This is a genomic window from Aeromonas sp. HMWF015, assembly GCF_963878965.1.
GTDB classification, from domain to species: Bacteria; Pseudomonadota; Gammaproteobacteria; order Enterobacterales; family Aeromonadaceae; genus Aeromonas; species Aeromonas veronii.
Genome location: NZ_CAWNZT010000196.1, coordinates 32,361 through 45,967, shown reverse-complemented (window position 1 = coordinate 45,967; position 13,607 = coordinate 32,361). Strand labels below are relative to the sequence as shown.

Sequence of the window (13,607 nt, the reverse complement as noted above, 5' to 3'; positions counted from 1 at the left end):
CAGACAGACAAAGTGGGGCTTGATGCGGCAGGCGATGCCGATCATCTCTTCGGTCACTGCCATTTCCAGGTTCATTCTGGTCTGGATAGTCTGACGCAGGATCTCCACGTCGCGGTCGGTGATGTGGCGGCGATCTTCACGCAGATGCACGGTAATGCCATCGGCACCGGCCTGTTCGGCCACGAATGCGGCCTGTACCGGATCCGGATACTGGGTGCCACGGGCGTTGCGCAGGGTGGCGATATGGTCGATGTTCACACCCAGATAGATTTCACTCATTGAGAACTCCTTGAAAGGCTTCATCTGTTGACTGCGCGGTCAGCGAATCACACCGCGCCAATATCCGTATGTCTGTAATCTGTGTCAGCCTTGCATGCTGGCTTTGCGTTTTAAAAACAGCTCCCGACTCTTTAGCTGGCGCTTGCCCAGATAGGGTTGCAGTGCCAATCGGCTGAAACGTTTGGCCGCCTGCAGCAAGGGAGGGGTATCGAAACGTCCCTCGGCAAAGGCGAGCAGGTGGGCACCGAGAAACAGGGTACGGGGATCCGGCGCCCGCTCGCAAGCAACAAAGCCCAATTCACGCTCGAAGCCATAGAGCAGGGTCGGCTCGATGGGCGACTCGTCGTCCGCCGTGTATTCGAAATCCACCGCATAGCCGAGCGCCTGCAACAGCAGGAACTCGAAGCGGCGCAGCGGCAGCTCAGGCGTCTCGCCGTCGGCCAGCGCCATGATGGCACGGGCATAGGCATCGAACACTTCGGGGAACGGGGTGTGCGCTTCCAGCAGGTAGTAGACCAGCTCGTTGAGATAGAGGCCGTAGAAGAGGCGATCGCCGCCGAGACGCAGGGAGTGATCCGGGCATTCGACCTGGGTGAGGTTCTTGAGATCACCCTTGCCGCGCCAGGCGATGGTGAGCAGGGTAAAGGGTTGCAACAGCCCCTTGAGAGGAGAGCGTGGCCCGCGAGAACCGCGAGCCACCAGAGTAAATCGGCCACTATCCTGGGTGAAGACCTCGACCAGCTGGCTGGTCTCCCGATAGGGCCGACTGTGGATGACGAAAGCCGGGGTCAGCAATCAGTCGTCGCCATACCCGAGGCTGCGCAGGGCGCGCTCATCATCAGCCCAGCCCGACTTGACCTTGACCCACAGCTCGAGGTGCACCTTGTTCTGGAACAGACGTTCCATATCGAGGCGCGCTTCGGTGCCGATGGTCTTGATCTTCTCACCCTTGTTGCCGATGACCATCTTCTTCTGACCATCGCGCTCGACCAGGATCAGGCCGTGGATGTGATAGAGGCCGTTTTCTTCCACCTTGAAGCGCTCGATCTCCACCGTCACCGAGTAGGGCAGCTCCTCGCCGGTGAAGCGCATCAGCTTCTCGCGGATGATTTCGGAGGCCATAAAGCGGGAGGAGCGGTCGGTCACGTAATCTTCCGGGAAGAAGTGGACGTTTTCCGGCAGCAGATCCTTGGCCCACTCGCGGATCTTCTCCACGTTGGTGCCCTTTTCGGCACTGATGGGCAGAATATGGGCGAAGTTCATCTGTTGGCCCAGCCACTCGAGGTGGGGCAGCAGATCTTCTTTCTCTTTAACGTTGTCGATCTTGTTGACCGCCAGCACCACCGGGCACTTGAGATTGCGCAGCTTGCCCAGCACCATCTCGTCATCTTTGGTCCAGTGGGTACCGTCGACCATGAACACCACCATGGCCACATCACCCAGCGAACTGGTGGCGGCACGGTTCATCAGACGGTTGATAGCCCGTTTCTCTTCAATGTGCAGACCCGGGGTATCTACATAGATGGTCTGGTAGTTATCCTCGGTGTCGATCCCCAAAATCCGGTGACGGGTGGTCTGGGGCTTCTTCGAGGTAATGCTGACCTTCTGGCCAAGCAGCTTGTTGAGCAGGGTGGACTTGCCCACATTCGGGCGGCCCACGATGGCGACAAAGCCGCAGTAGGTGGTATCTGTCATGACAGTTTTTCCAATGCTTGCTGCGCCGCGGCCTGTTCGGCCTTGCGACGGCTGGTGCCGACCCCGACGAGGGGACCATCCAGACCTTCCACGTCACACTGGACGGTGAACTCCTGGTTGTGTGCCTCGCCCTTGACGTTGGTCACAGTGTAGGTCGGCAGGGATTTGCGGCTTCCCTGCAAAATTTCTTGCAGACGGGTCTTGGGATCTTTCTGCTCGATGCCCGGCTTGATCTCTTCCAGGCGGCTGGCGTACCAGCTCAGCAGCAGTGTCCGCACCGTCTCAAGATTGGTATCCAGATAGACGGCACCGATCACCGCCTCGACCGTATCGGCCAGAATGGATTCGCGGCGAAAACCGCCGCTCTTGAGTTCGCCGGGACCGAGGATCAAGTGATCCCCGAGGTCAAACTCCCGGCCCAGTTCGGCCAGGGTCTTCTCGCGCACCAGGGTGGCGCGCATCCGGCTGAGATCCCCTTCCGCCGCTTGCGGGAAGCGGTGGAAGAGATCGTCGGCAATCACCAGACTCAAAATCGAGTCACCCAGAAATTCCAGTCGTTCATTGTGACGGGAGCCGGCGCTGCGGTGAGTCAGCGCCCGGGTCAGTAGTTCCAGATCCGCAAAGACATGCCCGAGACGGGACTGCAGTCTGTTCATCTTGATATTCATTTACTTGATTCCGCCAATGCGGTTGAAGCGCACACCTGTCGGTACCCAACTTGGCAGCAGGGAGCCTTCTTCGCGCTCGAATTCAAAACTTATCCAGATAGCGACCGCCTTGCCGACCAGATTCTGCTCGGGCACAAAGCCCCAGAAGCGGCTGTCGGTGCTGTTGTCGCGGTTGTCGCCCATCACGAAATACTGGCCTTCCGGTACGACCCATTCGTCGGGGTAGGTGCCGGGCTGGCGATAGTAACGGCCAACCATGTCGGGCATCAGCGGATTGCGCAGGGTCTCGTGGGAGACATCACCCAACTGCTCGGTATAGCGGTCAAGGGGGATCCCCATCTGGGTAAATTCGCCTCTTTGTTCAAACTTGACGTCGAGCTTCTTGAAGCCCGGGCACGTTTTCCCTTCCTGCTCCTCGCACTTGGGCCGGATCATCAGCTCCTTGTTGCGATAGATGACCCTATCACCCGGCATGCCGACGACCCGCTTGATGTAGTCAACGCGCGGTTCAAGGGGATACTTGAACACCACCACGTCGCCGCGTTTGGGCTCGCCGGTCTCGAGGAACTTGGTGTTGGTCACCGGGTCCCGCAGACCATAGGCAAATTTTTCCACCAGGATGAAGTCGCCCACCAGCAGGGTGGGCATCATGGAACCTGACGGGATCTGGAACGGTTCAAAAATGAACGAACGCAGGATCAGCACAAAGGTGATGACCGGGAAGACCCCGGCGGTCTGTTCAATCCAGACCGGCACGGGGGCGACCTTGGCCAGGGTCTTCTCATCCAGGTGGGCACCGCCATGGGCACGAGCCACGGCAATCTTGGCGGCGCGCTGCTTGGACCAAATCATCTTGTCCAGACACCAGATAACACCGGTGATCGCGCAGACTACCACCAGGATCAGGGAAAACGTGCTTGCCATCTATTAATCCTTTCCGACGTGGAGAATCGCGAGGAAGGCTTCCTGCGGCACGTCGACACGGCCGAGGGACTTCATCCGCTTCTTACCTTCTTTCTGCTTGTTCAGCAGTTTCTTCTTACGACTCACGTCACCACCGTAGCACTTGGCGGTTACGTCTTTACGCAGAGCCTTGACGGTGCTGCGAGCGATGATCTGGTTGCCGATGGCCGCCTGAATAGCGATATCGAACATCTGGCGCGGGATCAGCTCGCGCATCTTCTCCACCACCTGACGACCGCGATACTGGGCGTTGTCCTTGTGGGTGATGATGGCCAGGGCATCGACGCGCTCACCGTTGATCATGATATCCAGACGGACCATGTCGGAGGTTTCGAAACGCTTGAAGCCGTAATCCAGCGAGGCGTAACCGCGACTGGTGGACTTCAGACGGTCGAAGAAGTCGAGCACCACTTCTGCCATCGGGATTTCATAGGTCAGTGCCACCTGCTTGCCGTGGTAGACCATGTTGGTCTGCACGCCACGCTTCTCGATACAGAGGGTGATGACGTTGCCCATGTACTCCTGCGGCAGCAGGATATGACACTCGGCGATCGGCTCGCGCATCTCCTTGATGCTGGTGATGGCGGGCATCTGGGCCGGGCTGTCGATATGGATGGTGGAACCGTCGGTCAGCTCGATCTCGTACACTACGGTCGGCGCCGTGGTGATCAGATCCAGATCGTATTCACGCTCCAGACGCTCCTGAATGATCTCCATGTGCAGCATGCCGAGGAAGCCGCAACGGAAGCCGAAGCCCAGCGCAGTGGAGCTCTCCGGTTCGAAGAACAGGGAGGCATCGTTCAGAGAGAGCTTGTCGAGGGCGTCACGGAACGACTCGTAGTCATCGCTGGAGATGGGGAACAGACCCGCATAAACCTGCGGCTTCACCTTCTTGAAGCCGGCCAGCGCCTTGTCGGCACCATTCTTGGCCTGAGTCAGGGTATCGCCCACCGGCGCGCCGTGGATGTCCTTGATACCGCAGACAACCCAACCTACCTCGCCACAACCCAGACCCTGGGTATCCACCTGCTTGGGCGTGAAGATACCGATACGATCGACACCCCACACCTGACCGGTGCTCATCACCTTGATCTTGTCGTTCTTCTTCAGGGAACCGTTCTTGATCCGCACCAAAGAGACAACGCCCAGATAGGAGTCGAACCAGGAGTCGATGATCAGCGCCTGCAGCGGGGCATCCGGGTCACCTTCCGGCGCCGGGATCTTGGCGACGATCTCTTCCAGCACCAGATCAACACCCAGACCAGTCTTGGCGGAGCAGCGCACCGCATCGACCGCGTCGATACCGACGATGTCTTCGATCTCCTCGGCAACCCGCTCGGGTTCTGCGGCCGGCAGGTCAATCTTGTTCAGCACCGGCACCACTTCCAAATCCATTTCCATGGCGGTATAGCAGTTTGCCAGAGTCTGTGCCTCAACCCCCTGGCCGGCATCCACCACCAGCAGCGCCCCTTCACAGGCCGCCAAAGAGCGGGAGACCTCGTAGGAGAAATCCACGTGGCCTGGGGTGTCGATAAAGTTCAGCTGGTAGGTGTTACCGTCTTGTGCCTGGTAGTTCAGGGTCACACTCTGTGCTTTGATGGTAATGCCGCGCTCGCGCTCCAGATCCATGGAGTCAAGCACCTGAGCCTGCATCTCGCGGTCGGACAAGCCACCGCAAGTCTGGATCAGACGGTCCGACAGGGTCGATTTACCGTGGTCGATGTGCGCAATAATCGAAAAGTTACGAATGTGTTTCATCGAGCAAGAGTCACTCAAAATTAGTTAAGGTCAGTTATGGAGGCGCGATTTTACTGGATAACCCGGCTGACGGCCATTCTTTAGTCGCCAGCGCCAGTGAAATAGCGCCTGTTCAGTCAGGGGAGGATGCGGACAGGGACGACCACGCCGAGCATCTGCGGGCCGTAGCGCCCCTGATCCAGGCGGTTGGAAAAGTAACGAACCAGTAAAAAGCCCAGCACGCCCCCCAGCAGGCAGCAGAGAATGGTAATTCCCTCCCCGCCCGAGAGCAGCGGTGCCAGCCAGAGCTGCCCCAGCAAGGCGCCGGCCAACAGGCAGAAAAGCGGCAGCACATAGACCAGCGCCGCCCCGCGCAGCAGACTCTCCTGCGAGATACCGAGCCTCACTTGCTGGCCAACCCGCACCTCGGCGGTCAGCCTGACCCGCAAGCGGGGAGCTTTCAGGGGAAACGCCTTGGCCACGGTGCCGGTACCGCAGTTGGATTGCTGCTGACAACCACTGCAGGCGGAGCGACGCTCACATTCCACCCAGGCATGGTCACCCTCAATGGCCACCACGGTCGCCAGCTCTTCACTCATCTCATTCACGGCAACACCTCGGGTTCACACAATCAGGGGATCTGACCACGACTCGCCACGCTCGGCAAGCGGGGGACAACCCCACATCCCCCGTTACTGCACCGCTTCGTTGCGGGCCAGCGGCTGGACCGACTCGGCGATGCGCTTGGCGGTTTCGGCAGGCACCTCGCCGACCACGGTGATCTCGACCCCCACCTCGTTGACATAGCTCACCAGCGAGGTCGCCCCCTGGCGGATCAGCTGCTGGCGCACCGCCTGCTTGGGATCGACCCGGGAGACGTAGACCGAGAGATCCACCAGCCCGTCGGAGAGCATCATGTAATCCACCGGCATACTGGTGGTCACCAGCTGGTGCCGGTCTTGCGACAGCACCTTGAAGCCATCGGGCAACCAGGTGATCTGCCAGTTCAACTGCTGTTGCGGCGCCGGATAGGCATCCTCCAACGCCAGCGCCGGAGGCTGCTTGCTGTTGGCCAGCTTCACCAGCCAGGGGGCCGGTTTGCTCTGCAGATCCAGCTCGACACCGAGTACCTGCTCCACCAGATTGCCTTCCCGCTCGACCATGTCGATCCGCAGCAGCAAGTGGCTCTGCTCGTCAATCCAGAGCACGAAACCATATTTATCGGCCTCTTTAGGCACCAGCCTCACCACCTGTGCCACCACACCGGCGACCCGGCTGCGACCGGCCAGCACTGGATCATAGCTCTCCAGCACCTGCGCCAGCGGCATCTTCACCAGGGTCGACCAGATGCCGGGGAAGCGGGCATCCTTCAGGGTGTAGGGATCGTGGCTGTTTTCAAAGAAGGTGTATTCGTTCTGGCGCTGGAGATACTCGATCGCCTTGCCGTCGAGGTAACTGAGGTGGGCCACTTCCTTGCCGTTGATCACGGCATGGCTGATCCGGATCGGTTCAAGACGCCCCTGACGGGCCTTGACCATGGACAACTCGAAATTCTGTTGCTGCACGGCACTCTGCATCTGCTGCAACAAGGCCTCGGCCGACTTATCGTCGGCCGAGGCCTTGGCACTGATCAGCAGGAGAGAGGCCAGCAAAATACGGCTGGACTGGCGCACGTTTGTATCCCTGACAATTCGTTATTGTTGGATCTGTCTGTCTTGCAACAGGCGCTGCTGCAACTGGTGGTCACGCAGGAAGGCGTTGATCCGCTCCCGCTGCTCCTGCATCTGCTGTTCGGTCAGCCCCTGCTGACGGGCACGGGCACCATCCTGTTGCGGATAATGAACACTCACAGGCGCCGCACTGCCACCGATTGGAATGGTATTGAGCACCGGATTGGCCGGAACGCCATCCTGTCCCTGATACTGCTGCACCCCGAAGATAACGGCAGCGGCCACGGATGCCGCAATGGCATATTGACCCAGCTGCTGACCGACACGGCGGAACAACGGAACCACATTAGAATCTGTCTTGACCGGTGCAACGGCAGGTTGCAGCACGGGAGCCGTCTCGACCGGCTTGGGTGCCAGTATGGTGGGCTCATCCTCCAGCGCAGCCATGATGCTGTCACTGAGATCCAGTTGCAGATTGACCGGCAGGTCACCCCGCATGGCATCGCCGATCAGGTGGTAACGACCCCAGGTATCTTGCAAGTCGGAGTCCATCTCCAGCTCGTTCAGTACCTCTGCGTCACTCAGGTCACCATCCATCAGGGCAGAGATTTGCTCTTTATTTGCCATAAGTTAACCCGTCTTTCCCCAGTTAATTCTCGATCAGAGGTTGCAGCTTTTTATCGATTGCTTCCCTCGCCCGGAAGATACGGGATCTGACCGTACCCACTGGGCAATCCATGATTTCGGCAATCTCTTCGTAGCTCAGCCCTTCCAGTTCGCGAAGGGTGATAGCTGTCCTCAGGTCTTCCGGCAATGCCTCTATGGCTGAAAACACAGTGCGTTTGATCTCGTCAGTCAGCGCCAGGTTTTCAGGGGTTGAGACCTCTTGCAAGGCTTCACCACCACCATAAGACTCCGCTTCGTCAGCCTCCACATCACTGCTGGGCGGCCTGCGCCCCTGGGAGGTGAGATAATTCTTCGCCGTGTTCACGGCAATTCGGTACAACCAGGTGTAAAAAGCACTTTCGCCACGGAATGTCGGCAATGCACGGTAGGCTTTTATAAAGGCCTCTTGCGCCACATCGGGCACATCACCGGGATTGTTGACATACCTGGCAACCAGGTTGACCACCTTATGCTGGTATTTTTTTACCAACAGGTTGAAAGCTGCTTTATCGCCGCGCTGGACCCGTTCAACCAGCTGTTCGTCCAGTAGATTCTGGTCGCTCATCAGAGCCGTAAAACCCCCATCAGGTTATCGTTTTTCTTTTCCGGCCCTTCCTAAGCGCACAAGTTCAGACAGGGAGAATCAGAGAAAGTTCGCTTCAATTGAAAAAAATGTGATGCAGGCTGCATCCTCGCCCTCGCTTGGGCTACCATGGTGCCAGTTCTTAATCCAGGCCAATGATACTTATGAAAGCAAGTGTTGAATACCTTTGCGATGTACTGATCATTGGCAGCGGTGCCGCTGGTTTGTCCCTCGCGTTGCGATTGGCAGACCACGCCAAAGTCCTGGTTCTGAGCAAGGGGCCCATCAGTGAAGGGGCCACTTTCTATGCGCAAGGAGGCATCGCTGCCGTTTTCGACGAAACCGACAGCATCGAATCCCACGTGAGCGACACGCTCAACGCGGGCGCCGGGTTGTGTGACCCGGCAGTAGTCGAGTTCACCGCTCGCCACGCCCGCGAGTCCATCCAGTGGCTCATTCAGCAAGGGGTCCCCTTCGATCAGGAGGAGAACGCCGACGGCGAGTCCCAGTACCACCTCACCCGGGAAGGGGGCCACAGCCATCGCCGCATCTTCCACGCGGCGGATGCCACCGGCAAGGCGGTGCAGCTCACCCTGATCGATCAGGTGCGCGCTCACCCCAATATCCAGCTGATGGAGCGCTTCAACGCGGTCGACCTCATCACCACCCGCAAGCTCAACCTGCCAGGCAACAAGGTGCTGGGGGCCTACGTCTGGAACCGCAACGCCGAGCAGGTCGAGGTGATCCGTGCCCGTTTCGTGGCGCTGGCCACCGGTGGCGCCTCCAAGGTCTACCAGTACACCTCCAACCCGGATGTGAGCTCTGGCGATGGCATCGCCATGGCATGGAGGGCCGGTTGCCGGGTGGCGAACCTGGAGTTCAACCAGTTCCACCCCACCAGCCTGTTCCACCCGGACGACCCCAACTTCCTGCTGACCGAAGCGCTGCGTGGCGAGGGGGCCTATCTGCGCCGCCCGGACGGCAGCCGCTTTATGCCGGAGTTTGACGAGCGGGCCGAGCTGGCTCCGCGCGACATTGTAGCCCGCGCCATCGACCACGAGATGAAGCGGCTCGGGGCGGACTGCATGTATCTGGATATCAGCCACAAACCGGCCGATTTCATCATCAAGCACTTCCCGACCATTTATGAGCGTTGCCTCGCGGTCGGCATCGACATCACCAAGGAGCCGATGCCCATCGTGCCTGCCGCCCACTACACCTGTGGCGGCGTGATGATCGACAACAACGGCCAGACCGATATCCCCGGCCTCTATGCCATCGGTGAAGTGACCTACACCGGTCTGCACGGCGCCAACCGCATGGCCTCCAACTCCCTGCTGGAATGCGTGGTCTATGCCCATCAGGCGGGGGCCGATATTCTGGCCAAGCTGCCGATGAGTGTGGAGCCGCCGCGCCTGCCGGTGTGGGACGAGAGCAAGGTGGAAGATTCCGATGAACTGGTGGTGATCCAACACAACTGGCACGAGCTGCGGTTGATGATGTGGGACTACGTGGGAATCGTGCGTACCAACAAACGCCTGGCCCGTGCCAAGCGCCGCATAGACCTGCTCAAGCAGGAGGTGCAGGAGTACTACGCCAACTTCCGCGTATCCAACAACCTGCTGGAGCTGCGCAACCTGCTGCAGGTGGCCGAGCTTATCGTCAACTGCGCCCTGCAGCGCAAGGAGTCTCGTGGCCTGCACTACAACCTGGATCATCCGGATATGCTGCCGGACTCCAAACCGACCGTGCTGACCCCGGAACGGGATTAATTCCCTTCCAGCAAAGCGTTACAGCAATCAGTGACCCCGCCCCGGCGGGGTCACTTGTTTTCAACTGCTTTTCAGCCACAAAAAGAGCGTCGCCAGCCACATGGCAACAGCTTATCGCGATAAATCAGCGCATGGTCATCACGGAAAGCAGGCGTCAGCGCCGGGACGGCAGAAAGTGGATGGCTCGCGCCAGCAGGCGGTAATGTTCGGGGGGAAGGGCGTCGGAGAAGATCCACAGTTGCAGTGGCGACACAGCTCCACTCTCTTGCGGCTCGGGACAAAGCGCTAGCCTGAGCAAGCCGGGCAGAATGCGGCTTTTCTTGTCGAGCTGATAGCGGCGACCTTGCCACTGCAACCACTGACCATCCCAGACAAGCTCGAACGGGGGCGCGGCGAGCACACGCCAGCTCAGCCAGAGCGCCACCAGCCAGACGGGCAGCAACAGCGCCCACTGCCAACCGGCAATCAGGCCAGCCACCGGCCAGAGCAGCAACAGAAAGAGGGCCACCAGCAAATATTGCTGATGGCGGGAGGGGTGAACCATCATGATCACCCGCTCCACGGTATTACCCCTGGAGGTCGTGGCGCGCCTGATTGCGCTCCAGGATCATCGGGATCATGGCGGCAAATGCGGGATCGGCAGGGACACCATGACCCATGCACCATTTGAACAGATCCGGATCGTCGCTCGTCAGCAGGCGGATAAAGGTCTGCTGATCGGCTTCGCTCAGGGAGTCGAACTCGTGTTCGAAAAAGGGCATAAAGATCACATCCAGCTCGAGCATACCGCGACGGCAGGCCCACTTCAGGCGGGATTTTTCAACTGGGCTCAACATGGCACTCTCCTTACAAAGACCGGGGGATGGTACCAGCTGGATTTTCCGGCTGACAAACATTAGTTACGTCTTTACCATGCAGCTCACATACTTTCTCTCTGGAATACCATCGTGAGCCTGCAACCACCTGTTTTTCCTGCCGAGCCGACCCGCTTCCCCCTGACCAAGCTGGCCATCACCCGTATCAGCGGCCAGGATCGCGCCAAATATCTGCAAGGTCAGGTCACCTGTGATGTCAACGCCCTGCAACCGGGGCAACAGACCCCGGGCGGCCACTGTGATCCCAAGGGCAAGCTGTGGAGCAATTTCCGCCTGCTCTGCCTCGACGACAGTCTGCTGCTGCTGACCAGCCCCTCTGTACTGGAGCGTCAGTTGCCGGAGCTGAAGAAATTTGCAGTCTTCTCCAAGGTCGAGATCGCCGCAGACGAACGCCACGCCACCGGGATCGCCGGTACGGGCAGCGATGGCTGGATCACCGAGCAGTTTGGCCTTCTGCAGAGCGGTCTTATCGACGGCGGCATGGCGGTGAAGATCGAACAGGATCGCTGGCTGCTGGTAAGCAATCAGCAAGCCGACGCCCTGCCGCAAGGTGACGAGTCACTCTGGTGGGGGCTCGAGATCAAGGCGGGTCTGCCGCACATGGAGGCGGTGCATCAGGGGGAGTTCATCCCGCAGATGCTCAACCTGCAGGCGCTGGACGGTATCAGCTTCAACAAGGGTTGCTACATGGGGCAGGAGACGGTGGCCCGCGCCAAGTATCGCGGCGCCAATAATCGCGCCCTGTTCCTGCTGGCGGGCACCACCGGCGAGCCGGTCGCCAGCGGCGATACCCTGGAGCTGCAACTGGGTGACAATTGGCGCCGCAGCGGTATGGTGCTCAACGCCTGGCAACAGGCCGGGCAGGTGTGGCTCACCGCCGTACTGCCGAAAGATACCGAGGCTGACGCCCAATTCCGCCTCAAGCAGGACGCAGGCTCCCGCCTCACCCTGCAACCCCTGCCTTACGCCCTGACCGAGTAAGGTCGGCTAGCGAGGCACCCGCGCCAGCAGTGCCTCCTTCAGCCAGCGCCCCGCCTGCCCCAGCGGGCGGGCGCGATGCCACTGCAACTCCAGCGCCAACGCGTGGCTGGCGATAAAGTCCGGCTCCAGCACCACCACTTCGCCGCGAGCCAACGGCTGATGCAGCAGAAATTCCGGGATGGCGGACCAGCCAAGGCCCCGCTTGACCAGCTCCAGCACCCCGAGATCCCCCTCGACCCACCACACCTGAGCCGAGATGCGAAAACGCTGGCGCTCGCTCCCTTCACGTCGGCCGGTCACCATCAGCTGACGTGCCCCCTGCAGATCGACCTCCCGCAGCGGCTGCTTGCGGGCCAGCGGATGATCCGGTGACACCACCAGCGGCATGGTCACCTCCCCCAGCGAATGGGCGACAATCTCCCGCTGGGGATGCACCTTCTGATAACTGATGCCGAGCTGGGCCCGGCCGGTCACCAGCATCTCGGTCACATCTTCCATCAGCGGGAAGAGCAGCTCCAGCTCCACGGTCGGGTAGCGAGTGGCGAACTCCTCCAGCAGGGTGCCGAGCCAGGGTAGGTGGGAGTCATCATCGATGGCCAGAGTGAGCCGCGTCTCCACCCCGGCCGCCAGCTCCCCGGCAATGGATTGCAATCGTTCACTCTGCGCCAGCAGGATCCCCGCCTCCTGCACCATGCGGGCCCCCGCCTCCGTCAGCTGCGGATAGCGGCCGCTGCGGTCAAACAGGGTGAGCGCCAGATCGATCTCCAGATTGGCGATAGCGCTGCTCACCACCGACTGCGCCTTGCCCAGCTTGCGGGCGGCAGCGGAAAACGAGCCGGTTTCGGCGGCCGCCAGCAAGATCCTCAGTTGTTCCAGTGATGGTGTCATCTTATGGCCCTCCGGCAAGCTCTCTCATCCATCTATTTTAGCGATGGATACCAACATGAATCTATCGCCAAAGATCTATAGATTAACCAGCAATCCGTGAATGAACCTGATTGAGAGAGTGACTTATGCGTACCCGTAACGATCGCCTGCGCCATGCCATTGGCTTTGAATTCATTGGCCTGCTGATTGCCGCCCCGCTGGCCAGCTGGGTTACCGGGGTAGGGCTCAACCATATGGGCCCGCTGGCACTGTTCTTCTCGGTGCTGGCCACAGTCTGGAACTACATCTACAACATCGGGGTCGACAAGCTGCTGCTCAAATATCAGGGCCATACCCACAAGACCCTGTGGCAACGGGTGCTGCATACCTTCGGCTTTGAGGGTGGTCTGCTGATCGTCGCGCTGCCGGTCATGTCCTGGTGGCTGAGCGTCAGCATGCTGGAGGCGCTGGTGCTGGACCTGGGCTTCGTCGTCTTCTACCTGATCTATGCCTTCGTCTACAACTGGGGCTATGACAAGGTGTTCCCCATCCCCCGCGAAGTGCCGCACGGCATGCCACAAGAGGCGCGCTAAGGCACGAATCAGTTGGATTGAAACCGAGAAGTGAAGGTCAACAAGGGAAGGCAGCAGAAGAAACGACACGGCCCCACCATGGCAGACATGATGGGGCCGCAAGAGGGATCAGCGCTGGCAGGCCGGCTGATTCAGAGGTAAGGATTCAGACCTGCCCGTCGCTCAAGCCTGGGCCTTGAGCTCTTCGCCGCTCTCGTCGGCGGCGGCAGCCTCTTCAGGCTGGGCCTGGGCAGCCTGCAGCGCTTCCAGCTCGCTCTG

The 13,607-nt window shown here is 59.9% G+C and carries 16 protein-coding genes; 3 read left to right on the top strand and 13 right to left on the bottom strand.

The window, feature by feature from the left end; all coding sequences use genetic code 11:
• From AACS18_RS23335 to rpoE, 10 genes are all read right to left on the bottom strand, one after another.
• Positions 1-279 (bottom strand): pyridoxine 5'-phosphate synthase (locus AACS18_RS23335; protein ID WP_258228914.1); only part of this gene is annotated, 279 nt, incomplete at its 3' end.
• Between the two features lie 84 nt (positions 280-363).
• Positions 364-1,074: a DNA repair protein RecO gene (gene recO, locus AACS18_RS10400; RefSeq protein WP_005335391.1), complete on the bottom strand. Its 711-nt coding sequence runs from the start codon at positions 1,072-1,074 to the stop codon at positions 364-366.
• A complete protein-coding gene (era, locus tag AACS18_RS10395) occupies positions 1,075-1,974 on the bottom strand; it encodes a GTPase Era (protein WP_005335393.1) in 900 nt (299 codons plus the stop codon).
• Positions 1,971-2,642 (bottom strand): ribonuclease III, encoded by a 672-nt coding sequence (gene rnc / locus AACS18_RS10390; protein WP_005335394.1) that lies wholly within the window; start codon positions 2,640-2,642, stop codon positions 1,971-1,973. The genes era and rnc overlap by 4 nt, the downstream gene beginning before the upstream one ends.
• Positions 2,643-3,566, bottom strand: a complete 924-nt coding sequence (gene lepB / locus AACS18_RS10385) for a signal peptidase I (protein WP_005335395.1) — start codon at positions 3,564-3,566, stop codon at positions 2,643-2,645. It lies immediately after the preceding gene.
• Between the two features lie 3 nt (positions 3,567-3,569).
• On the bottom strand, positions 3,570-5,363 hold the full coding sequence (gene lepA / locus AACS18_RS10380) for a translation elongation factor 4 (protein WP_005335396.1): 1,794 nt from the start codon (positions 5,361-5,363) through the stop codon (positions 3,570-3,572).
• A gap of 116 nt (positions 5,364-5,479) precedes the next feature.
• A complete protein-coding gene (locus AACS18_RS10375) occupies positions 5,480-5,941 on the bottom strand; it encodes a SoxR reducing system RseC family protein (RefSeq protein ID WP_108614228.1) in 462 nt (153 codons plus the stop codon).
• A gap of 93 nt (positions 5,942-6,034) precedes the next feature.
• Positions 6,035-7,015 (bottom strand): MucB/RseB C-terminal domain-containing protein, encoded by a 981-nt coding sequence (locus tag AACS18_RS10370; RefSeq protein WP_005335407.1) that lies wholly within the window; start codon positions 7,013-7,015, stop codon positions 6,035-6,037.
• Positions 7,016-7,036: 21 nt separating this feature from the next.
• The gene (locus AACS18_RS10365) at positions 7,037-7,639 is read right to left on the bottom strand and encodes an RseA family anti-sigma factor (RefSeq protein WP_005335409.1); all 603 of its coding nucleotides are present in this window, start codon (positions 7,637-7,639) and stop codon (positions 7,037-7,039) included.
• 22 nt (positions 7,640-7,661) lie between these two features.
• Positions 7,662-8,243, bottom strand: a complete 582-nt coding sequence (gene rpoE / locus AACS18_RS10360) for an RNA polymerase sigma factor RpoE (protein ID WP_005335411.1) — start codon at positions 8,241-8,243, stop codon at positions 7,662-7,664.
• Between the two features lie 182 nt (positions 8,244-8,425).
• On the opposite strand from rpoE, the gene nadB reads away from it, so the two are divergent.
• Positions 8,426-10,033, top strand: a complete 1,608-nt coding sequence (gene nadB, locus AACS18_RS10355) for an L-aspartate oxidase (protein ID WP_005335413.1) — start codon at positions 8,426-8,428, stop codon at positions 10,031-10,033.
• Positions 10,034-10,187: 154 nt separating this feature from the next.
• Here nadB and AACS18_RS10350 read toward each other — a convergent pair whose 3' ends face one another.
• On the bottom strand, positions 10,188-10,580 hold the full coding sequence (locus tag AACS18_RS10350; protein ID WP_108614233.1) for a protein YgfX: 393 nt from the start codon (positions 10,578-10,580) through the stop codon (positions 10,188-10,190).
• Between the two features lie 19 nt (positions 10,581-10,599).
• The gene (locus tag AACS18_RS10345) at positions 10,600-10,869 is read right to left on the bottom strand and encodes an FAD assembly factor SdhE (protein ID WP_108614227.1); all 270 of its coding nucleotides are present in this window, start codon (positions 10,867-10,869) and stop codon (positions 10,600-10,602) included.
• A 111-nt stretch (positions 10,870-10,980) separates the two neighbouring features.
• On the opposite strand from AACS18_RS10345, the gene ygfZ reads away from it, so the two are divergent.
• On the top strand, positions 10,981-11,889 hold the full coding sequence (gene ygfZ, locus AACS18_RS10340; protein WP_181363439.1) for a tRNA-modifying protein YgfZ: 909 nt from the start codon (positions 10,981-10,983) through the stop codon (positions 11,887-11,889).
• Between the two features lie 6 nt (positions 11,890-11,895).
• On the opposite strand, the gene AACS18_RS10335 is transcribed toward ygfZ, so the two are convergent.
• Entirely contained in the window at positions 11,896-12,777 is an 882-nt protein-coding gene (locus AACS18_RS10335; RefSeq protein ID WP_076494938.1) for a LysR family transcriptional regulator, read from the bottom strand.
• A 125-nt stretch (positions 12,778-12,902) separates the two neighbouring features.
• On the opposite strand from AACS18_RS10335, the gene AACS18_RS10330 reads away from it, so the two are divergent.
• Positions 12,903-13,349: a PACE efflux transporter gene (locus tag AACS18_RS10330; protein WP_005335423.1), complete on the top strand. Its 447-nt coding sequence runs from the start codon at positions 12,903-12,905 to the stop codon at positions 13,347-13,349.
• Positions 13,350-13,607 lie beyond the last annotated feature (258 nt).